Annotated in this window: 21 protein-coding genes; 12 read left to right on the top strand and 9 right to left on the bottom strand. The window is 72.1% G+C overall.

The genetic code is table 11. The features are described 5' to 3' along the window. The first annotated feature begins 210 nt into the window (after window positions 1–210). Together HF526_RS27360 and HF526_RS27355 are read left to right on the top strand one after the other, a co-directional pair. Complete coding sequence (locus HF526_RS27360; protein WP_169384455.1) at window positions 211–1824, top strand: PAS domain-containing sensor histidine kinase; 1614 nt, start codon at window positions 211–213, stop codon at window positions 1822–1824. A gap of 41 nt (window positions 1825–1865) precedes the next feature. Next, entirely contained in the window at window positions 1866–2492 is a 627-nt protein-coding gene (locus tag HF526_RS27355) for a response regulator (RefSeq protein WP_169384454.1), read from the top strand. Between the two features lie 62 nt (window positions 2493–2554). Here the strand turns inward: HF526_RS27355 and HF526_RS27350 are convergent, their stop codons facing one another. The 3 genes from HF526_RS27350 to HF526_RS27340 form a co-directional block, all read right to left on the bottom strand. Then, the gene (locus HF526_RS27350) at window positions 2555–2746 is read right to left on the bottom strand and encodes a hypothetical protein (RefSeq protein ID WP_211177872.1); all 192 of its coding nucleotides are present in this window, start codon (window positions 2744–2746) and stop codon (window positions 2555–2557) included. 175 nt (window positions 2747–2921) lie between these two features. After that, window positions 2922–4136 (bottom strand): cytochrome P450, encoded by a 1215-nt coding sequence (locus tag HF526_RS27345; protein ID WP_239029216.1) that lies wholly within the window; start codon window positions 4134–4136, stop codon window positions 2922–2924. Window positions 4137–4345: 209 nt separating this feature from the next. Beyond that, entirely contained in the window at window positions 4346–4930 is a 585-nt protein-coding gene (locus tag HF526_RS27340; RefSeq protein ID WP_169384452.1) for a helix-turn-helix domain-containing protein, read from the bottom strand. Between the two features lie 54 nt (window positions 4931–4984). Here HF526_RS27340 and HF526_RS27335 point away from each other — a divergent pair, with 54 nt between their 5' ends. Then, window positions 4985–6019, top strand: coding sequence for an NAD(P)/FAD-dependent oxidoreductase (locus tag HF526_RS27335; RefSeq protein WP_169384451.1), 1035 nt, complete (start codon window positions 4985–4987; stop codon window positions 6017–6019). 19 nt (window positions 6020–6038) lie between these two features. After that, the gene (locus tag HF526_RS27330; protein ID WP_169384450.1) at window positions 6039–6677 is read left to right on the top strand and encodes a methyltransferase domain-containing protein; all 639 of its coding nucleotides are present in this window, start codon (window positions 6039–6041) and stop codon (window positions 6675–6677) included. Between the two features lie 244 nt (window positions 6678–6921). On the opposite strand, the gene HF526_RS27325 is transcribed toward HF526_RS27330, so the two are convergent. Together HF526_RS27325 and HF526_RS27320 are read right to left on the bottom strand one after the other, a co-directional pair. Further along, window positions 6922–7398, bottom strand: coding sequence for a 2Fe-2S iron-sulfur cluster-binding protein (locus tag HF526_RS27325; protein ID WP_169384449.1), 477 nt, complete (start codon window positions 7396–7398; stop codon window positions 6922–6924). Between the two features lie 11 nt (window positions 7399–7409). Next, the gene (locus HF526_RS27320) at window positions 7410–9716 is read right to left on the bottom strand and encodes a molybdopterin cofactor-binding domain-containing protein (protein ID WP_338051786.1); all 2307 of its coding nucleotides are present in this window, start codon (window positions 9714–9716) and stop codon (window positions 7410–7412) included. 466 nt (window positions 9717–10182) lie between these two features. Between HF526_RS27320 and HF526_RS37110 the strand changes: the two genes are divergently transcribed. From HF526_RS37110 to HF526_RS27305, 3 genes are all read left to right on the top strand, one after another. Beyond that, window positions 10183–11016, top strand: a complete 834-nt coding sequence (locus tag HF526_RS37110; protein WP_211177871.1) for a helix-turn-helix transcriptional regulator — start codon at window positions 10183–10185, stop codon at window positions 11014–11016. A 397-nt stretch (window positions 11017–11413) separates the two neighbouring features. Then, window positions 11414–12001 (top strand): TetR/AcrR family transcriptional regulator, encoded by a 588-nt coding sequence (locus HF526_RS27310; protein WP_169384447.1) that lies wholly within the window; start codon window positions 11414–11416, stop codon window positions 11999–12001. A gap of 5 nt (window positions 12002–12006) precedes the next feature. After that, window positions 12007–14193, top strand: coding sequence for an MMPL family transporter (locus HF526_RS27305; RefSeq protein WP_169384446.1), 2187 nt, complete (start codon window positions 12007–12009; stop codon window positions 14191–14193). 14 nt (window positions 14194–14207) lie between these two features. Here HF526_RS27305 and HF526_RS27300 read toward each other — a convergent pair whose 3' ends face one another. Together HF526_RS27300 and HF526_RS27295 are read right to left on the bottom strand one after the other, a co-directional pair. After that, window positions 14208–14618, bottom strand: coding sequence for a DUF3147 family protein (locus HF526_RS27300; RefSeq protein ID WP_169384445.1), 411 nt, complete (start codon window positions 14616–14618; stop codon window positions 14208–14210). Then, window positions 14615–14962 (bottom strand): DUF3147 family protein, encoded by a 348-nt coding sequence (locus HF526_RS27295; RefSeq protein ID WP_169384444.1) that lies wholly within the window; start codon window positions 14960–14962, stop codon window positions 14615–14617. The genes HF526_RS27300 and HF526_RS27295 overlap by 4 nt, the downstream gene beginning before the upstream one ends. Window positions 14963–15187: 225 nt before the next feature. On the opposite strand from HF526_RS27295, the gene HF526_RS27290 reads away from it, so the two are divergent. Both HF526_RS27290 and HF526_RS27285 read left to right on the top strand, forming a co-directional pair. Beyond that, window positions 15188–15457 (top strand): GlsB/YeaQ/YmgE family stress response membrane protein, encoded by a 270-nt coding sequence (locus tag HF526_RS27290; protein WP_169384443.1) that lies wholly within the window; start codon window positions 15188–15190, stop codon window positions 15455–15457. A gap of 269 nt (window positions 15458–15726) precedes the next feature. Beyond that, window positions 15727–16686 (top strand): hypothetical protein, encoded by a 960-nt coding sequence (locus HF526_RS27285; RefSeq protein WP_169384442.1) that lies wholly within the window; start codon window positions 15727–15729, stop codon window positions 16684–16686. 24 nt (window positions 16687–16710) lie between these two features. On the opposite strand, the gene HF526_RS27280 is transcribed toward HF526_RS27285, so the two are convergent. Further along, complete coding sequence (locus HF526_RS27280; RefSeq protein WP_169384441.1) at window positions 16711–17229, bottom strand: PadR family transcriptional regulator; 519 nt, start codon at window positions 17227–17229, stop codon at window positions 16711–16713. Window positions 17230–17438: 209 nt separating this feature from the next. On the opposite strand from HF526_RS27280, the gene HF526_RS27275 reads away from it, so the two are divergent. Continuing rightward, window positions 17439–18446: a Ros/MucR family transcriptional regulator gene (locus HF526_RS27275; protein WP_169384440.1), complete on the top strand. Its 1008-nt coding sequence runs from the start codon at window positions 17439–17441 to the stop codon at window positions 18444–18446. Here the strand turns inward: HF526_RS27275 and HF526_RS27270 are convergent. Then, window positions 18394–19161 (bottom strand): DUF427 domain-containing protein, encoded by a 768-nt coding sequence (locus HF526_RS27270; RefSeq protein WP_338051785.1) that lies wholly within the window; start codon window positions 19159–19161, stop codon window positions 18394–18396. The two genes, HF526_RS27275 and HF526_RS27270, sit on opposite strands and share 53 nt — an antisense overlap. A 90-nt stretch (window positions 19162–19251) precedes the next feature. Between HF526_RS27270 and HF526_RS27265 the strand changes: the two genes are divergently transcribed. After that, on the top strand, window positions 19252–19890 hold the full coding sequence (locus HF526_RS27265; RefSeq protein WP_338051784.1) for a P-loop nucleotide/nucleoside kinase family protein: 639 nt from the start codon (window positions 19252–19254) through the stop codon (window positions 19888–19890). A 211-nt stretch (window positions 19891–20101) separates the two neighbouring features. Beyond that, window positions 20102–20617, top strand: a complete 516-nt coding sequence (locus HF526_RS27260; RefSeq protein WP_169384438.1) for a hypothetical protein — start codon at window positions 20102–20104, stop codon at window positions 20615–20617. Window positions 20618–21209 lie beyond the last annotated feature (592 nt).

Genomic DNA, 21209 nt, shown 5'->3' with positions numbered 1-21209 from the left:
CCTCTCGCGTTCCTGCTGCCCGATGAGGGTGTTCTGGACGCTGTCCGGGCGGTGGCCCATCGTCACGACGAGGCTCCCAGTTCCATGGCGGCGGCCTGCTGCTTCGCCGACGACGCCGTGGCCGTGACGGTCTCGATGAGCTCACTCCCGGTTTCGCGGGAATGTCGTCCCGGGGATTGCCTCGCCGGGCCGAAGGCTCCGATCGGGAGAATGGTGTTGCTGGTTCTGCACCCGACGGGCCAGCCGCCGGGGAAAGCCGCGGAGCGGGCCCTGCGCGAGAGCGAGAAGCGCCTCCAGAACATGGCGGACAACGTCACCGCGCTCATGTACCTCAAGCGGATCGACGGGCGCTACACGTTCATCAACCGCCACTACGAGCGGGTGCTCGGCATCAGGCGGGAGCTCGCGATCGGCAAGACGGATCTCGACCTCTGGCCGGCGCCGATCGCCTCCATCTACCGGGCCGACGACAACGCCGTTCAGGAGTCCGGCAGGCCGATGGAGTTCGAGGAGCCGATCCCGAAGGCACACGGGGGCTGGGGGATGTGGCTGTCGTTGAAGTTCCCGATCTTCGATGCGGACGGATCGCTCTACGGCGTGGGCGGCATCTCGACCGACATCAGCGAGCGCAATCGGGCCGAGGTGGCCGTCCGCGAAGCCCGCGACGAAGCGGAGCGCGCGAACCGGGCGAAGAGCGACTTCCTGTCGCGGATGAGCCACGAGCTCAGGACGCCGCTGAACTCCATCCTGGGCTTCGGGCAGCTCCTGCAGCTGGAGTCGCTTCCGCCCGGGGCCGCGGGCTCGGTGGAGCGGATCATGAAAGCGGGTGCGCACCTGCTGTCGCTGATCAACGAGGTTCTCGAGATCTCCCGCATCGAGGCGGGGGAGCAGCGCTTCTCGATCGAGACGGTGGACATCTGCGCTCCGCTCATCGAGGCGATAGAGCTGGTTCGGCCGCTCGCCGCCGAGAGGGACGTAGAGCTCGCCCGCGACTTCCACGGAGGGCTGTTCACCTTCGTGCTCGCCGACTACCAGCGGCTCAAGCAGGTCCTGCTGAACCTGCTGATGAACGCGGTGAAGTACAACCGGCGTGGTGGGCTCGTCACGGTCTCCATCGAGACGTCGGCGGACCGGGCCAGGATCCGAGTGATGGATACCGGCCTGGGCATGGATTCCGCCGACATCGAGCGGATCTTCCTGCCGTTCGAACGACTGTCACCGAATCCCGCCCAGCCCGACGAGGGAACGGGTCTCGGCTTGGCACTCGCACGCAGCATGATCGGATTGATGGGCGGGACGCTCGGGGTGGAGCGGACCGTGAAGGGCCGCGGGAGCGTGTTCTACGTCGAGCTCCCGACCACCTCGGGACCGGACACCGACCTGGGCGCCGACCGGACCGCCGCCGGAGACTGCCTCCCGGTCGGGGCCCCCGACCTGGATCTCAGCGCCTGCCGGATCCTTTACATCGAGGACAACGCGGCCAACCTGGAACTCGTGCGGCAGGTTCTGGACCGTGCGGGGGAGCCGCGGTTGATCTCCGCGATGGAGGGGCGGCTCGGCGTCGAGCTCGCGATGTCGCACCGACCAGACGTGATCCTGCTCGACCTGCACCTTCCCGACATCGACGGTGAGGAGGTGCTCGCGCGGCTGCGGACTGAACGGCGAACCCGTGACATCCCGGTCGTGATCCTCTCAGCGGACGCGATCCCGGCGCAGGAGCAGCGGCTGTTGCGAGCGGGCGCCGCCGGCTACATCACGAAACCGTTCGCCGTCGAGCACTTCCTGGGTGTCCTCGGCGGTGTGCTGCAAGGCGGCATGTCATGAGCTTCCAGGCCGGTCCGCCGCCCGGGATCGCTCGCGAGCCGGTGACCGTGGTCGTCGCAGATGACCATCCCGTCTATCGTGACGGCCTCGCGAACGCCATCGACGCGGCCGGAGATCTGAAGGTCGTGGGCCAGGCCGGGGACGGCAAGGAGACGCTGACCGCGATCCGGACTCTGGCTCCCGACGTCGCGGTCGTCGATCTGCAGCTGCCGGACATGGACGGCCTCGAGGTGCTCCTCCTCGCGGAGAAAGAAGGCCTGCGGTCACAGTTCGTCATCGTCTCGGCCTTCGACGACAGCGTCACCGTGTACCGGGCGATCGAAGCCGGGGTCCGGGCCTACCTGCCCAAGGTGTCACCGGCGGCGGAACTCTGCGATGCCATCCGTTCGGTGGCGCAGGGCCACAGCGTCATTCCTCCTGCGCTGCAGACCGCTCTGGCCACCGAGATCCGCCGCCGCCAGCAGAAGGCGGAGCCCGTCCTCACCCCGCGCGAGGCCGAGGTACTGGCGCTCACCGCCGAAGGGCTGTCCGCCCCGGAGATCGCCGAGCGGCTGTTCGTCGGCGTGACGACCGTGAAATCGCATCTGCAGCACGTCTACGTGAAGCTCGATGTCTCCGACCGCGCCGCTGCGGTGGCACGAGCGCACCGGCTGGGGCTGTTGACATAGGAAGGCCATCGTCGCAGCGCCGGCCGGCGACCGTGACCGGTGGCGGCGGGTGCGGGCCATGATCAGGCGTGGTTTTCGCCCGGCAGCGGCGGCCGGCGGGACGGGAACTCCATGTCGAGCGCACCGGGTGCGGCCTCGCCCTCCCCCGAGGGCATGATCATCGAGCGTGACGTCCCGATCCCGATGGCGGACGGGCCGGTGTTGCGGGCCGACGTGTAACGACCGGAGGCGCCCCCTCGGGTGCCGGTGGTCATCACCATGGGTCCGTACGGCAAGGGGGCTCGCTACCCGGATCACTACGCGCCGCAGTGGGACTGGCTGGTGGCCGAGCATCCCGGCATTCTCGGCGGGTCGACGCGTAGCTTCCTGACCTGGGAGACCGTCGACCCGGAGACGCCGCTGGCCGGCGCAGGTGGCGCTGCTCGTCGCTCACCACGCCACCTCCAGCGATGTCAGGCCGTAGATCACGTTGAACGAGCGGAAACCCGGCTCGGAATCGGCGAGGCGCAGGGTCGGGAACCGCTGCAGCAGCGCCGGGAACGCGATCCGCATCTCCATCCGAGCCAGCGGCGCCCCGAGACAATGGTGAATCCCGTGCCCGAACGCCATGTGCCCCATCTCGCCGCGGGTGACGTCGAGCCGCTCCGGGTCGGGAAGCAGCGCAGGGTCCCGGTTCGCCGCGGGCAGCGCAAGCACGACCAGCTCGCCCGGGGCGATCTTCTGCCCGGCGATCTCCACCTCCGTGGTGGTCACCCTGGGCATGCCCGAGTGGACGATGCTGAGCCAGCGCAGCAGTTCCTCGACGGCAGGTTCCACGGCCTCCGGGTCGTCGCGGACGAGCGCGAGCTGGTCCGGGTGCTTCAGCAACGCGAGGGTGCCGAGGCCGAGCATGTTGGCGGTGGTCTCGTGGCCCGCGATCAGCAGCAGCGAGGCGATGCCGATCAGCTCGTCGGTGGTGAGGTCGTCGCCGTGCTCGCGCACCAGCATCCCGAGAATGTCCTCACCCGGCTCGGCCTGGGCCTTCGCCACCAGCTTCTTCATGTAGCCGCGCGACTCCCGGGCGAGCCGCATCCGGTCCTTCGGCGGTACGGACAGATCCAGCATGCGGTTGCTGCGCTGCTGGAACTCTGTCCGGTCGGCGTACGGCACGCCGAGCAGCTCGCAGATCACCAGCGATGGCACGGGGAGCGCGAAGGCCTCGACCAGGTCGGCCGGCGGGCCCTTCTCGTCCATCGCGTCGAGATGCTCGTCGACGATCTCGCGGATGCGCGGTTCCAGCCGCTTCATCCGGCGAACGGTGAACTGCGGAGTGAGGAACCGACGCAGCCGGGTGTGGTCCGGCGGGTCCTGCGCGAGCAGGTTCCCGGCGCGGGCCTGGGCGATCTCCTCGTCGGTCAGATCCTCCAGCCCCGGCGGCCGGCGGCGCTGGGAGAAGCGGGCCTGGCCGAACCGCTGCTGGTCGCCGAGCACCTCGCGGACGTCGGCGTAGCGCGTCACGAGCCAGGCCTCCGAGCCGACCGCCGTGCGGATGCGGGCGATCCCGGGCCCGTCGCGCAGCTCGGCCAGCTCCGGCACCGGATCGAACTCGGTGCGGCGCATGTGGACGGGCAGTTCCCGCTTCTCCGTCATGACTGTGTCGGCCATGCAGCCCTCCTCGACGCGAATCCGATCGGTCCGCTTCGACGGAGAAACGATAGGGAATTCTCGGATGGTTCCGCGGGGGGCGCGACTGCCTCAGCGGTCTCTCAGCAGCGGACAGCGGTTCGAACACTCCCGGAGCGCGCCGGGCGCTCGTCGTGGAGCGTCACAGCCGCGCTCGGCGGCGCCTCATCGGTCGGCGCCGAACGGTTCGTTCACGCCTTGGGGACGGCGCGGATGTGGGCGCGTTCACCTTGCTTCCCGATGAGGACGAGGTACTCGACGGGTTGGCCGGTGGCGGCGCCGAACCAGTGAGGTGTGCGAGTGTCGAACTCGGCGGCTTCGCCGGGGGAGAGCACCAGGTCGTGCTCACCGAGGACGAGCCGCAACCGTCCGTTGAGGACGTAGAGCCATTCGTAGCCCTCGTGAGTTCGGGGTTCGGGTTCTTTCGGGTGAGCGCTCCCCGCGAGCACGAACTTGTAGGCCTGGATGCCGCCGGGTCGCCGGGTGAGCGGCAGGATGGTCATGCCGCCTCGGCAGGTGATCGGACGCAGGTGGATGCGGGGGTCCCCGGTGGGCGGGGCGTCGACGAGTTCGTCGAGCGTGACGCCGTGCGCCCGGGCCAGCGGCAGCAGTTGCTCCAGGGTCGGCCGCCGGTTGCCGGACTCCAGGCGGGACAGGGTGCTGACCGAGATGCCGGTCCTCGCCGACAGGTCGGCGAGCGTCGTCTCGCGCTGCCGGCGGAGCGCTCGGAGTCGGGGGCCGACTGCGTCGAGCGCCCGGTCGAGGTCGTCGTCCATGCCCCAAGTTTGCCGGATCAGCAAGGAACTTTGCGCCCTTCCCTGGTGGGTCGCATGGTGGTCACGGAGGTGATCGTCGTGACCGATCGGCTGAGTAACAGCTACGACGTGGTGGTGGTCGGCGGGGGCGCCGCTGGGCTGAGCGGCGCGCTGACGCTGGCCCGCGCCCGGCGGAGGGTGCTGGTGCTCGACGCGGGCCATCCGCGCAACGCCCCGGCGAGCGGGGTGCACGGCCTGCTGAGCCTGGACGGGACCGACCCCGCCGAGCTCCTGGACCGCGGCCGGGCCGAGGTCCGCCGCTACGGCGGCCAGGTGGTGTCCGGCGAGGTCGAGACCGTGGTTCGCGACGACGACGGGTTCGTCGTCGAGCCGGCCGGCGGCCGGACGGTCCGCGCGCGGCGGCTGCTGGTGGCCACCGGACTGGTGGACGAGCTGCCGGACCTCCCCGGGCTGCGCGAGCGGTGGGGCCGGGACGTGCTGCACTGCCCGTACTGCCACGGCTGGGAGGTCCGTGACCAGGCCGTCGGCGTGCTGGCCACGGGGCCGGTGTCGGTGCACCAGGCGCTGCTGTTCCGCCAGTGGACCGACGACGTCGCGTTCTTCTCCCGTGCGCTGCCGCTCACCGATGAGCACGCCGAGCAGCTGGCCGCGCGCGGCGTCCACGTGGTGGACGGCGAGGTGACGGCCCTGGAGATCGCCGGCGACCGTCTCGTCGGCGTGCGGATGGGCGACGGCACGGTGGTCGGCCGCGAGGCGGTGGCGGTGGCGCCGCGGATGGCGGCGCGCGCGGGGTTCCTCGCCGGGCTCGGGCTCCAGCCGGCCCCGCATCCCATGGGCGAGTACGTCGCCGCGGACCCGACCGGGCGCACCGACGTGTCCGGCGTGTGGGTTGCGGGCAACGTCACCGACCTCGCTGCGCAGGTCAGTGTCGCCGCGGCCGCGGGGGCCGCCGCCGCGGCCCAGATCAACGCCGACCTCGTCGCCGAGGACACCCGGCGCGCCGTGCAGGCCCTGCGCGACCCGTTCTCCGCCGAGACCGAAGCCCGGGTCGGCGAACTGGTGCCGGGTGACCGCCGCCATGGCCTGTGAACTACCGAAGGGAGCCGTCGTGTCGCACGAGTTCGACAAGGCATATTGGGAACAGCATTGGGATCGGGCCCACCTGGACCACGCAGCCGTGGTCAGCCGGATGGGCCCGAATCCGCATCTGGTCGCCGAGGCGGCGGATCTCGCGCCCGGCAGGGCGCTGGACGCGGGCTGCGGGAACGGGGCCGAGGCGGTCTGGCTCGCCGAGCGCGGCTGGCACGTGACGGCGGTGGACATCGCCACCACCGCGCTGTGCCGCGCACGGAAGTACGCCGAAGAAGCCGGGGTCGCGAACCGGATCGACTGGGTCGAGGCCGACCTGACCGATTGGACGCCTCCCGAGGACCACTTCGAGCTGGTCACCACCCACTACGTGCATCCCGCGGCGTCGCACGGGGCGCTGTTCGACCGGCTGGCCGCCTGGGTCGCGCCGGGCGGCACGCTGCTCGTCGTCGGCCACCGGGCGACGGACGAGCGGGCCGTCCACGGGCACGCCCCACCCCATGAGGCGACGTTCACCGCCGAGGACAGTGCGGCCGGCCTCGACCGCGACCAGTGGGACATCGCCGCCGCCGAGGCCAGGACCCGGACGGTCACCGGCTCCGACGGCCAGGAGATGACGCTGCACGACGCGGTCCTGCGCGCCCGTAAGCGTCCGTGACGGATCATGCCCGGAGGATTCGCCGTCGGTCGTCAGCCCTGCCGCGATCGCGGTGTCGATCCATCCGGCCGCGAGCGCTGCGAGGGCGGCGGGAGGGACGATCAGGGTGAGGGCGGCGTCGCGACACGACGCACTCTCGCGAGTCCGGCCGCGGGACTCGTCACCCGGCTCGGGTGAACCGGCAGCCGCCCCATGACGGGGCGGGGCCGGCACATCCGGTCCCGCCCCCGCCCACCTCGAGCGACTACATCTTCTCCGCACCGGCGATGATGGCCTCACGGATGCGGAAGTAGGTGCCGCAGCGGCAGATGTTGCGGATCTCGTCGAGGTCCTCGTCGCTGATGTCCCGGCCCTCGGACTTCACCTGGCGCACCTTGGCGACCGCGGCCATGATCTGGCCGGGCTGGCAGTAGCCGCACTGCGCGACGTCCTGCTCCAGCCAGGCTTCCTGCATCGGGTGCAGCTTCTTGCCGGCGGAGTCGGCGAGGCCCTCGATCGTGGTGATCTCGTCGTCCGGCTTGATCTCGGACACCGGGACGGCGCACGGGTTGAACGCCTTGCCGTTGATGTGGCTGGTGCAGGCCTTGCAGACGTTGATGCCGCAGCCGTACTTGGGCCCGCGGACACCGAGCTTGTCGCGCAGCACCCACAGCATGCGGACGTCGTCCTCGACGTCGACGTCGACCTGCTGTCCGTTCAGCTTGAAGGTGTGGTTCGGCACGGGGAGCTCCCTCAGAAGGTGAAGTCGAGGCCGTTGGTCGGCGACGCCGGGACCGGCGGCACCAGCGGCTTGGGCTCGAAGCCCAGCTCGTCGTGGAGGATGGGGAAGAAGGTCGGGATCCGGCCGACGGCCGCGGCGTAGGCCGAGGCGATGGCGCCGCACGCGGCCGCGACGCCGGCCTCGCCGGCGCCCGGGACCTCGAGGGTCGGGTCCGGGTCCATGATCTCGATGTTGATCTCCTCCGGGACGTTCCACTGCCGGGTGTAGAAGTAGTCGTCCCAGCTGCCCTCGAGCGGGATGCCGTCCTTGACGTGCAGGCCGGCGGTGAAGACGAGGCCGACGGCGTCGGTGATGCCGCCCATCAGCTGGGCCTTCATGCCGCGGGGGTTGATCACGAGGCTGCCCGGGATCGCGGCGTACCAGACCTTGGTCACGCGGGGGCCGGTCTTGCCGTCGCGGATCGGGCGGTTGACCGTCGCCGGACGGGCGTCGACCTCGGCCATGCAGGCCATGATCATCTTGTACTCCTCGTGCACGGCGATGCCGTACCCGACCCCATCCCGCACCGACCGGCCCCAGTCGCCCATCTCCGCGACCTTGTCCAGCACCGTGCGCAGGTGGTCGGTCTTGGCGTAGGCCCGCCGGAACTCGTAGCGGTCCTGACCCGTCGCCTGGGCGAGCTGGTCGACGACCAACTCCTGGGCGAGCCGGACGTCCGGTGAGTACACGTTGCGCACGCTGCTCGTCGGGAACTTCAGCGGGATCTCGTTGAGCAACTGCTCGGTGACGCCGAAGTTGTAGGACGTCCTCGCGGTCAGCATGAAGATCGCCTGCGCGACGGAGAAGTTGCCGCCTGGCAGCTTCGCGGCCTGCGCGCTGATCGCCTCGCCGAGACCGTGCTTGGTGTCGGTCTCGACGCTGGCGTGGTGCTGGTGGAAGGCGAGCACCGCGTCGTCGTTGTACGACGCCCGGACGTTCACCGTGGTCATCGGGTGCATGCGACCGTGGCGGGCGTCGTCGGTGCGGTGCCACATCAGCTTGACGACGCGGCCCATCTTCTGCGACGCCTCGGCCGCCTCGAGCGCGGCGTCCGGGAACAGGTGGCGCCCGAAGGACCCGCCGCTCTGCGTGACATGGCAGGTGACCGCCGTCTGCGGGATTCCCAGCAGCAGGGCGATCTCGGCCTGCGCCGTGATCGGGACCTTGAAGCCCGACCAGACCTCCGCCTTCCCGTCGCGCACGTCGGCCACGGCGCAGTTGGTCTCCAGCGGGCTGCCGCTGCGGAACGCGAAGACGAACTCGTTCTCGACCACCTTTGCGCCCGGCACGGCCGGGGGCAGCGGGATCTGTGCGGCACGCAGCTTCTCGATCACCGTGTCGTCGGACTCGCCGTCGACGACGCCGGGGCCCCAGTCGACCTCGAGGGCGCGCACGGCGTCGATGCACTGCCCGAAGGTCTCGGCGGCGACCGCGACACCGGTGCGGATCACCGCGATGTCGGCGACGCCCGGCATGCTGCGGACCTCGGCCTCGTTGCGGACGCGCTTGACCGTGCCGCCGATCGACGGCGGGCGGCAGACCATGGTGGGTGTCGCGCCGGGGATGTCGAGGTCCATCGCGAACTGCTTGCGCCCGGTGATCGCCTCGTAGGCGTCGATGCGGGTCTGCGGGGTGCCGATGAGCGTGAACTCGGACGCGGGCTTGAGCACGGGCTCCGCGACCTCACGGGTCTCGGGCACCGCGGCCGCCTTCGTCAGCTCGCCGTAGGACAGCACCGTGCCGGCGGGCCCGGTGATCAGGCCCTCCTTGCTGGTCAGCCGCTCGCGGTTCTCCTGCATGATCGCGGCGGCGGCGTCGAGCAGCGCGCCCTTCGCGATCGCTGCGGCGACCCGGATCGGGGTGTACATCGCGTGAATGGTGTTCGAGCCACCGGTGAGCTGGTTGAACACCAGCTCGGGCCGGGCGTCGGCCAGGGTGATCGTCACCTTGTCCAGCGGGACGTCCATCTCCTCGGCGATGATCATCGCGACCGCGGTCGTGATGCCCTGACCGACCTCGGCGCGCGGCAGGTCGAACGAGACGGTGCCGTCCTCGTTGACGACGACCGTGATCAGGTTCGCCGTCGGGCGAGCGGCGTCGGTCAGCGCGTCGCTCAGGTCGTAGAGGTCGGCCGGTTGCGGCGGCGCGGGGATTGCGGCGGAGGCGGTGGCGCCCCCCGCCAGGTCGATCCCGAGCTTCACGCCGACGGCAAGGGTCGGCGCGGCGATCAGGTAGCCCAGGAAACGGCGGCGCCCCATGTCGCGGTGCCCGAAGGCCACGGGCGCAGACGAACGGCGGTGAGCCGGCATCGACGGTCCTCTCGGCTGCCCTCGGCGCGAATCGCCGGGGCGGATTGTGTGGTTTGTCAGCGAACGACGCCGAGATCGTCAGGTTGCTGAGGGTGGGTTGTGGACCGGCGACGCGTGGTGGCGCTCCGGCGCGACCGCGTGCTGTCCGTCACTCCCATGGCGGATGGTCCGGGTGCTGCGGGCCATGTGGCGGTCACCCGGACGTAACCAGCGATACATCTCAGGTGGCGCGCCAGCGGCAAAACACCCGATCGGGGATATCTCGTGCGATCGTCGCCATTGCCCCCGCACGGGGGTAGGGGGCACACGGGTGCGTTCTGCTCTCCGGAACGTGGTTGCCGCTCGTCATCGCTGGCCGGGCGCTCGGCACGCGTTGCGACACCGTTGCCCGAATCGGTCGTTGGACCCGATAACCGGCGGGACCGAAGGAGGCCCTGTGGACGATGACGTCGCGGCGCGCACGGTGGTGGACAAGCTCCTCCCCGGACGACTCCGGAGCCTGCAGCGGGTGAGCGGCGTGCCCGTCGTGTTCGGGGGCTCGACCAGACCCGGGCGCACCGGACGGGAACTGGTCATCACGCGGCTCTCCGGCACCTTGAGCGACTCGCTGCAGGATCTGGCCGTGCACTCCGGGCGCGGTCTCGGGGGCGCCGTGCTCAGTCGCGGCATGGCGTGCCGGGTGAACGACTACGCCTCCACGACGACCATCACCCACGAGTACGACCGCATCGTGGTCGGGCGCGAGAAACTGACCTCGATCTTCGCCGTGCCGGTGGTCGTGCGGGGCACGGTGCACGCCGTCCTCTACGGCGCGGTGCGCGACACGCAGCCGATCGGGGACCGCGCGGTGCGCACCGCCGGCCTGATCGTGGGCCAGATGCAGCGGGAGGCGGACGACCTGCTCCGCGCCGAGGAACGACGGAAGGCGTCGCCCTCCCCGTCGCCCTCCCCGTCGCGAACCGCGCTCGACGACCTCGCCGCCCTGATCCGCGGCACCACCGACCCGTCGCTCCGGGAGCGGCTCACACGCATCCAGCGCGGCCTCGGCGGGCGGCCGGAGCCAACAGCGGGCGACGTGGCGTGCCTCGCCCCTCGGGAACTGGACGTGCTGCGCCTCGTCGCCGTCGGCGCGAGCAACGTCGAGATCGCCGGTGCGCTCGGCCTGAGCCCACAGACCGTCAAGGCCTACCTGCGCACCGCGATGCGCAAGCTGAACGTGCACAACCGCACTGCGGCGGTGCACGCCGCGCGCATCGCCGGGGTCCTCTAGCACCAACCGGCCCGTCGCTCAGGCCGGCGGCGTGGCCTGTCCGCTCACGGCACGAGGGCGATCTTCCCGGTGACAGCACGGTCGCCGATCAGCGCGAGCACCCGGCCGGCGTCGTCGAGCGGGTGGGCGGCCGGCTCCGGAGGTGCAGCTCGCCGCGGGCGATGTGGCCGAGCGGGCCGGTCGTCAACCGGGTCGCCTCGTCGGGCGGGTCCTGCACCCGCGGCCGGTGGCGGGACCCCGTGACCGACACCCGGGCCGGGTCGGCGCACCGTCAGCGCCGGTGCAGCGAGCGGGCGACGGTGTCACGGAGCGGCCCGGAACAGCGGTGACGGACGTTACCGACCGATTCGGTCGACAGACCGACCGAATCGGTCGGCCGCACCGTAGGGTGATCTTCATGGGTCGCCCGTTCCGGCAGCAGATCGACGAGGGCATCGTCGACCGCGCCGCGGCGCTCTTCGCCCGTCGCGGCTTCGCCCAGACCTCGGTGCAGGCGATCGCCGACGCCGCCGGCTACTCCAAGGCCGGCCTGCTGCACCACTACCCCAGCAAGAACGCGCTGCGGGACGCCGCGCTGGCGCAGTCACGGACGCTCGCGGCGCGGGTCCTCGCCCAGGTCGCGGAGCTGCCGCCCGGCCCGGTGCGCGACCTGCGCGCGGTGCAGGCGCTGGTCGATCTCGCGCTGGCCCGGCCGGGGCTGGTCGCCCTCCTGCTCAGCTCCGTCACGGCGCCCGAGGCGGCCGTGACCCCCGATCTCGACGCCATCACCGCCTCGGTCTTCGAGGCCTTCGGTACCGACATGTCCCGAGCCGAGCCGGAGCGGGTGATCCGGATCACCGGTGCTCTGGCCGCACTGGCGGTCCTCACCCTCGCCGCGCACGACGCCGGTGAGACGGCCGCCTGGCGGTCGCATGTCATCGCCGCCAGCTTCGACGCGCTCGGGCACCCCCGAGCCGCTGCCCGTTCCGACCAGGTGGAGGCCTGATCGACATGGCTCGTCTGCTGTCCCGGCTCGGCGGCGGGGCCCACCGTCACCGACTGGCCGTCCTGATCGTCTGGCTGCTGCTCCTCGCCGGCGCCGGCGTGGGGGCCCTGACCCTGGCGGGGGAGACGGCGAACAACTTCTCCATACCCGGGCAGGAGTCGACCATCGCCCTGGAGCGCATCCAGCAGGAGTTCGGTGCGGGCGGTGCGACGGCCCAGGTCGTGGTGCAGGCCCCGGCCGGTGCAGAGCTGACGCGCGGTTCGAACGCCGCCGCCGTCGGTGATCTCGTCCACGCGCTGGCGGCGTCGCCCGGAGTCGCGGCGGCCAGCAACCCACTGGACCCGGCCGCGCCGACGATCTCCCCCGACCTGCGGACGGCCTACAGCACGGTGACCTACCGGGCGGCCGAGGGCGGTGTGACCGCGGAGCAGCGCACGGCGTTGCTCGGCGTCGTCGAGAAGGCGCGGGGCAGCGGGCTCACGGTCGAGGTCGCCGGGACCGCCTTCACCGAGGTGCCCCCCGTCGGCGGCCCCGCTGAGGTGATCGGGGTCGTCGTCGCGCTGGCGGTGCTGGCCGTGACCTACGGGTCCCTGGTCGCCGCCGGGATGAACCTGCTCACCGCGGTCGTCGGGGTCGGCGTCGGCGTGCTGGGTGTCGTCATCGCCACCGGCTTCATCGACCTGCAGTCGACGACCCCGGTGCTGGCCGCCATGCTCGGCCTGGCGGTCGGCATCGACTACGCCCTGTTCATCGTCACTCGCTTCCGCCAGGAGTTGCGGCGCGGCCGCGACGTCGGCGCCGCGATCAGCACGGCCGTGGGCACGGCGGGCTCGGCGGTGGTCACCGCCGGCCTCACCGTGGTCATCGCCCTCGTCGGGCTGTTCGTCGTCGGCATCCCCTTCCTGACCCAGATGGGACTCGCCGCGGCGGCCACCGTGGTCATCGCGGTGCTCGTCGCCGTCACTCTCGTCCCGGCCGTGCTGAGCCTGCTCGGGCGTCGCGCGCTGCCCCGCCGGGAGCGCGCCATTCCCGAGGGACGCGGGGACGAGGCGCCCGGCACCTCCACGCGCGGCGTCTACGGCGGTTGGATCGGCACGGTCACCCGCCGGCGCGTGCTCTGTCTGGGGATGGCGGTCGTGGCGCTGGCCGTGATCGCGCTGCCGGCCTTCTCCATGCGGACGACGCTGGTGCAGACACCCGCGGAGGGCAGTACCCAGGCCGCCGCGCAGCGATTGCTCGCCGACGCCTTCGGCGCCGGCGTCAACGGCCCGCTCATCGTCCTGGTCGAGGGCCCCCGCGCGGCCGCGCAGGCTACGCAGCTGAACAGGGCGATCGCCGGGCGCAGCGACGTCGCCGTCGTGACGCCCCCGCGGCCGAACGCCGACGACACCGCGGCCCTGCTCACGGTGATCCCGGGCTCGGGACCCACCAGCCAGGCCACCGAGAACCTCGTGCACGACCTGCGCGCCCTGATCGCGGGTACCGGTGGGCTGCACGCCTCGGTCACCGGCGCGACGGCTGTCAGCGTCGACGTCGCGCAGAGCCTCGACGACGCGCTGCCCGCCTACCTGACCCTGGTTGTGGGGCTGGCGCTGGTGCTGCTGGTGCTGGTGTTCCGCTCCCTGCTCGTCCCGCTCGTCGGGGTGCTCGGCTTCCTGCTCACCGTCGGGGCCGCGCTCGGCGCGACGACCGCGGTCTTCCAGTGGGGCTGGCTCGCCGACGTGGTCAACCTCGACAGCACCGGGCCGCTGCTGAGCCTCACACCCATCCTGGTGATCGGCATCCTCTTCGGCCTCGCCATGGACTACCAGATCTTCCTGGTGTCCCGGATGCACGAGGCGCACAGCCACGGCGCGGCTCCCCGGACGGCCATCGTCACCGGCTTCCGGCAGGCAGCCCCCGTCGTGGTCGCCGCAGCGGCGATCATGTTCTCCGTCTTCGCCGGTTTCGTCCCGGCGGGCGACGCCGCCATCAAGTCGATCGCCTTCGCCCTGGCCGTCGGGATCCTCGTCGACGCCCTCGTGGTCCGCATGACCCTGGTGCCCGCCGCGCTGGCCCTGCTCGGGGAGCGAGCCTGGTGGCTGCCCCGCTGGCTGCGCCGGCTGCCCTCCCTCGACGTCGAGGGCGCCGGTGTCGTCGCGATCGACAGGGAGCCGATCGACAGGGAGCCGATCGACGCGGACACGCGGTGACCTGCCACCCCCGGTCAGGTTTCGTCCTCGTCGCCGATCAGGGCGCGCATGACCAGATAGCACAGTCCGCCGACCGCCGCCCAGCAGACGGTGGCGACGAACAGGGTGAGCGGCGCCGGCCACCGCAGAGGGCCCAGACCTGCGGCTGTCAGCAGGCCGAAGGCGACAAGCCCCACGGCGCCGCAGGTCGCGCCGCGGCACTCGTCGCGGGCACTGTGCAATCCCTCCTCGCGCGCCACCAGGGTGAGGCTCGCCAGCAGGGTCGCCGGGGAGGCCAGGAACACGCCGCCCGCCCCGGCCCCGAAGAGCAGCGTGACCGCCCCGGCGATCAGGCCCATGCTCGCGCCGAAGGCGAACCGGATGAGCAGGGGCCGCCAGCCGGCCTCCCGGACCCGCTCGGGGTGGATCTCGATCCGCGCGCTCACGGTCGCACCACGCGATAGAGCACCGCGGACACCACCGCCCACACCGCGATGGTCATGGCGGTGCCGCGTAGCACGCCCCACCGCCTCAGCGCCGGCACCGCCGCTGCGCAGGAGACGGCGAACCCGGCACCGCCGACGGCCATCCCGCGTGCCGCGACGACCGCCCCGGCGTTCCCCAGCAGCGCCACCGTCATGATCAGCGACCCGAGCGCGACGGCCGGCGCGGCGGCGAAGACGCCGGCCAGTCTCTTGGGCGAGAGCATGCTGGCCACGACCGCGAAGGCGGCGACGAACAGACCGCTGGCGACGGTTTTGAGGGCCAGCACGACGACCGTGCTGTGCACCTCTCCAGTTCAGCGCTCGGAGCCGAGGGTGTCCAGGATCCCGCGCAGGGGACGCGACGCCCATTGGCTACCAACACGCGTAGTAATCAGTCCGCGCTCACCTCGCCGACTCATGACGTGCGGACCGGTGCGGTGCCGGAGTCGACCGGCCGGAACCCCGGCTTTCCGGCTACGGTGGCCATCTGGCCCGGCACCACGTCGACACGTCCGAGGATCGGAACGCACATGATCATGACAATTCTGGGTTGGGTCGTCTTCGGGCTGATCGCGGGCTTCATCGCGCGCGCTCTGGTCCCCGGCAAGGACGACATCGGCATCCTGCGCACGATCCTGCTCGGGGTCGTCGGTTCGGTGGTCGGCGGATTGATCTTCGGGTTGCTGACCGTGGGCATCCGTGGCTTCCAGCCGGCCGGGTGGATCGGGTCGATCATCGGAGCGGTCGTCGTCCTGGTGATCTACAACCGGGTCACCGGTCGCAAACGCAACCGGATCTGACCGATCCGGCTGGGATCGGCCCGGGCGGCGGGACGATCCCACACCGGCAACCCTGATCCTGTACCGGCGGACCGTCACTGGCTAGTCTCACTGTAACTAGTTGTCGCGCCGACGGTCCGCGCCTCAGGAGGAGGGTCCGCTTGACTGCTGCCGGGTTCGGAGCTCCACCGACACGACAACCCGTCCCCAGTCCGCCCCGTGATCGGCGCATCCGGGCCGTCGTCGCGGTCCTTGCGGACGGCACGCCGTGCTACGCACCGATCGGGACGGTGGTCAGCGACGGGCCACACGTGCAGTGCCACCTGTGCGGTGGCTGGTTCCGCTCCGTCGGTGCGCACCTGCGGGCGCACGGCTGGGACCAGTTGTCATATCGGCAGGCCTTCGGGCTGGAGCGCGCCCAGCCGCTGGAGGGGTCCGACACCCGGCGCCGGCGGGCGACCGCGCTGCGAATCAGACGGGTGGCCGATCCGGCCGTCCGCGCCGGGTGCGAGGCAGGACAGCAATGGGTGCGTTCGGGTGCGCTGGCCCGTGCGGCGGCTGCGGCTGCGCGCGGGCGCCGGCAACCCGAGCAGCGACGCCGCAAGACGTTGCAGACCCTGGCCGGGATCTCGCCCGTGGCGCGTGCCGCGGGGAGCCGCCGCTACGCCGACGAACGACTGGCGCGTGCCGCCGCCGACGCCGCGGCCCGGCTCGGCTACCCCGACCTCGGATCCCTCGTCCGGGACCGGGTCGCGGCCGGGGCCAGCCTCGCCGGGATCAGCCGCGAGGCCGGGTTGCACCAGAACTGGCTGTCGCGGCACCTGTCGGCCGTCGACCCGGCGGCCGCCCGGGACGTCGCCGGCGCGGTGTCGGGACCACGGCCGCTGCGCCGGGACGCGCGATGGCTGCCGGTGATCCGCGCGCTCGGGTTCGCCGACGTCGCGAGCTACCTGACCGACCGGCACATCGTCCGGCGCCGCAGCGTCCGGGCGATCGCCGCCGAGGTCGGGATGACGCACGGTGCGGTGGCGACGGCGCTCGCCCGCCACGGCGTGCCGCGGAACCCGCATGCGGCGTCACGCGGGCGGTGCCGGGACCGGGCCACGGCGGTGGCGGCCCGGTTCGGCCACTCCGACATCGAGTCCTACCTCGCCGACCGGCGTGCGGCCGGCCTGACCTGGCGGGCCATCGCCGGCGAATGCGGTCAGCCGGAGACCTGGGTCCGGCGCCGCGCCGGCCTGTCGAGGTGAGCGTCGGAAGGGGCCGACGGCCCGTCACTCCGACCCGGATGCCTCGATCTCATCCACGAAGCGCAGCGCCGCGCCGGCCGTGGAGTGCCGCCAGGCGAGCAGCACCGCGTCGAACCCCTGGTGCCGGTCGCGCTCGGCCGCGATCGCGCGCACGATCGGTTCGAGCACCTCCCGCTGCCGGCGCAGCAGTTCGGTCGGGTCGATCCCGCGGCGCTCCAGCAGCGCCAGCTTCATCAGCAGATGCGAGCGGATCTCCCGCACGTGCTCGATCGGTTCCTGCAGCCACGCATCGACCGCCGCTGCGCCGCTGTCGGTGACGGCATAGACCGTGCGCTGCGGTCCGGGTCCGGACTCCACCGTGGTCGGCACCACCATGTTCGCGTCCTCGAGCCGGCCCAGGGCGCGGTAGATCACGGGTCGCGGGATCTGCCATACCCGCCCCAGCTCGCCCTCCGGCGCGGTGAGCCCGGCGATCGCGAAGCCGTGCCGGGGCTGCTCCCGGAGCACGGCCAGCACTGTCCACTCCGGCAGCGCCCACGTCATGGCGGTGAGCGTAGGGCGTGAACCGGCTCCCGAGCGGCAGCCCCTGCTCGGCGTGGACGATTGCCCACGTGCTTGCCCTGCAGGGCTTTCGTGACGGCACCCGGGTGAGCCCGTTGACGCTGCGGGGCTCCTCGACCCTGTACCGGGCCCCCGCCGCCAGCTAGTCTCACTGAGACTAGTTGGTCCGGTGATCCGCGGGAGGTGCGTGCGTGACCGCTGCCAGGGTGAAGATCACGAGCTCGGGCGGCGCCGTCAGCACCGTGCGCCCGGGCCGGCGGGTCCACGCCGTCGTCGACGTCCTGGCGGACGGCACCCCCTGCTACGCCCCGATCGGTGAGGTCGTCAGCGACGGACCGCACGTGCAGTGCCACCTGTGTGGGGCGTGGTTCCGTTCGGTTCTGCGGCATCTGCGGGCCCACGGCTGGGACCAGCTGTCGTATCGGGCGGCGTTCGGGTTGGAGCGTGGCCAGTCGCTGGAAGGCGACGACACCCGGCGGCGCCGCGCGGTGGCGCTGGCCGTCCGCCGGGTGCACGATCCGGCGATCCGGGCCGGGTCCGAGGTGGGGGAGGGGCGGGCGCGCTCGGGCACGTTGAGCCGCGAGGCCGCGGAGGCCGCCCGGGGACGCCGGCAATCCGAGCAGCGCCGCCGCAAGACGCTGCAGGCTCTCGCTGCGATCTCTCCGCAGGCGCGTGCCGCCGGCAGTCGCCGCTCCGCGGACGAGCGCCGGCGGCGCACCGCGGCCGAGGCCGCGGCCCGGCTCGGACACCCCGACATCGGGTCCCTGGTCCGTGACCGCGTCGCCGCCGGGGCGAGCCTGGCCGCGATCAGCCGGGAGGCGGGTCTGCACAAGGACTGGCTGTGCCGGCACCTGGCGAAGGTCGATCCGGTGGCGGCGCGGGAGGTCGCCGTGGCGGTGACCGGCCCCCGGCCCATCCGCAGGGACGCGCGGTGGATCCCGGTCGTGCGGGCGCTGGGATTCGACGATGTGGCCGGTTACCTGGCCGATCGGTACCTGAGCCGGCGGCTCACCGTGAGCGCGATCGCCGCCGAGGTCGGCATGAGCCGCCCGGCGGTCGACCTTGCACTGCGCCGGCACGGTGTTCCCCGCAGCGTCCGCCCCGGTGGCCGAGCACCGGGGGCCGGTCGTCGCGGCCCGGGAACGCTCAGCGGAAGAAGTGCGTCCGCGGACGGGGCAGCGTCTGCCCGTCGACGGTGATGTCGACCTTCTCGTTGTAGAAGCAGACGAGCCCGGCGATCGGCGCCAGCTGGCGGGTGGGGAAGTCGTAGGCCCACGCCAGATCCGGATGCAGGGTGTCGCCGATGCGGACCGACCAATAACCGCTGGTCGTGCCCTTGTAGGGGCACTCGGTGACGGTGTCGCTCGGTTCGAGATGGTCGAACAGCACCCCGGTGCGATCGATGTAGTAGCGGGTCGGCAACCCCGTCTCGAACACCATGACCGGCGCAGGGGACTCGGCCAGTAGTACACCGTCGAGTTCCACCCGGACCGGGCGGGTGGAGCGCAGCGCGTCGACCCGGGTGTACGGGTTGCGGGGGTGGACGAAGACCCGTTCGTCCTCCTCGAACCAACTGTCCATGGCGGCCCAGTCCAGCCGGACGGTGTCGGCAAGGCCGTCGACCGCGGGTTCGGTGAGCACCCGGGCGGCACCGGGACGCTTCTGATCGCCTGCCTGGATGCCGTACATCCGAGCGACACCCTGGCGGGTCTTCCGGGTGTGCTGCTCGTCGACGAGGACATCGTCGGCGACGTCCGCGACGGGCAGGTAGTACTGCGGGTAGTGCGGCCACTCCCACACGTACAGCGCCGCGGTGGTGTCGACGACGGATCTGCCGCCGAGGAACGCCCGGATCCGCCGGGGAACCGGCTCGACGTGATTGACCGACACGAGCACCTGCGGGTAGCCGTTCACGCTCGACTCCATTCGACCGGTGCGGTCATTCTGCTCCTCGGCGCGCCACCACGGGCCACGGTGGCGCCGGCGAAGGGAGGGGACCGCGCGGTGTCGAGGCCGCCAGGACGCGGCGAGGAGGCGGGCCCCGCACCGGGACGGGCTCTGCCGCAGATCGCGGACGTGTGGGTCGTCGCCGGTCCTCCAGGTGCGGGGAAGAGCACCGTCGCCGACGTCCTGCTGTCGTTGCTCTCGCCGACTCCGGCGCTTCTCGACAAGGACACCATGTACGGCGCGTTCGTCGCGGCGACCCTGTCGGCCGCGAACCGGCCTTCCGGCGAGCGGGAAGGACCGTGGTACGACGAGCACGTCAAGGCCCACGAGTACGGCGGGATGACGGCGGTGGCCCGCGAGATCAGATCCAAGGGGTGCCCGGTGGTGCTGTCCGGGCCGTTCACCACGCAGATTCACGATGCGCAGACGTGGCGCTGCTGGGTCGGGGAGTTGGGCGGTGAGCCGGTCCGGCTGGTGTGGGTCCGTTCGGATGCTGCCTCCTTGCGGCATCGTCTCGAACTGCGGCGGTCGGAACGCGACGCCGGGAAGCTGGCGACGTTCGACGAGTTCGTCGCCCGGATGCGCCTCGACCGGAGGCCCGCCGTGGCTCACGTGATGGTCGACAACCGGCTGTCGGCCACCTCGACGATCGAGAACCAACTGCGCGCTGCACTCCGGCCCGGCACCACGACGTGACGCCGGGTTCTGGAGGCGCAGTCCTTCCGGCAGGTCCGCCGTGACCTCGACCGGGGTCTCGACGAGTGAGCCACGCCTGATGCTCCGGCGCAACCGCGCGGAGCGGGCGGGGGAGCGAGGAGCCGAGGGGGATACTCGGACGCGGGGCACCTCGGTCGGCGGTACCGCCGCGCGGAACGCCGGCCGGTCGTCGTCGGCGGAGGGGGAGCCCATGCGACCGAGAACGCGTACGACCGCGGGTGCGATCGCCCGGGGGATGCTCGCCGGGGCAGTCGGCACGCTGGCGATGGACACCGTCTGGTACATCCGGTATCGCCGCGGCGGCGGCCGGCAGCCGTTCCTGGCCTGGGAAACCGCGGCCGCAACGACGGGCTACGCCGACGCGAGCGCGCCCGCCCAGGTCGGCAGGCGCGTCGTCGAGGGCGTCCTGCACGTCGAGCTGCCCCCCGGCACCGCCCGGCCGATGACCAACGCCGTGCACTGGCTGACCGGTACCGGATGGGGCGCGGTCTATGCGCTGCTGGCCCGGTCGGGCCCGATGCGCGACCCGGTCGTCGGCGGGCCGGCACTCGCTGCGATGGCGTTCACGTCGTCCTACCTTCTGCTCGGGGCGGCCGGGATCTACGAACCGGTCTGGAGGTACGACCCGACCACGCTCGCGAAGGACGTCACCGCCCACCTCGCCTTCGGCGTGACGAGCGCGGTCACGTACCGGCTGCTCCGCTGAGCGGATCACCTCACGGCCCACCTGTGGGCGGTGATCGTCGGAATCATGGCCTGATGTGTGAACCGACCGGGCGGGAGCGCGTGGTCAGCGAGTGCAGCTGCTGGCCGACGCGGACACCGGGACACCCACCACGCCGGAGGTGGACGGGGCGATGTTCCCGCCCCTGGATCGGCTGCGACCGATCCCGCCCGGGGCACGAGCCCGGTGCGGCGGCTTTGTCCGGGGCGCGGGCTCCGGCCGGCGAGGTGCACGAACGGCGGACATCCGCGCTGCGACGCAGCGTGACGCGACCGTCACGGTACGGTCACGACGCCTGTCCGGACCGGCTCTACGGGGCCGGCACCCCCACAACGCACCGCGGAGGACACGTGCAACGCGGCGACGGACCCGACGAGACCCGCCGATTCCCGGGACCGGGCACACCAGGCCGGCTCGGGCCGGCACGCAGCTTCGGTGGGCCGGCCGGAACCCCACACCGGGCCGGCCCCGTAGAGCCGGTCCGGACAGGCGTCGTGACCGTACCGTGACGGTCGCGTCACGCTGCGTCGCAGCGCGGATGTCCGCCGTTCGTGCACCTCGCCGGCCGGAGCCC

Origin of the sequence: Pseudonocardia acidicola (genome assembly GCF_012911935.1) — a bacterium.
In the GTDB taxonomy this organism is placed as follows: Bacteria; Actinomycetota; Actinomycetes; order Mycobacteriales; family Pseudonocardiaceae; genus Pseudonocardia; species Pseudonocardia acidicola.
The sequence above is the reverse complement of the archived record's forward strand: the minus strand, read 5'-3'. Positions and strand labels throughout refer to the sequence as shown.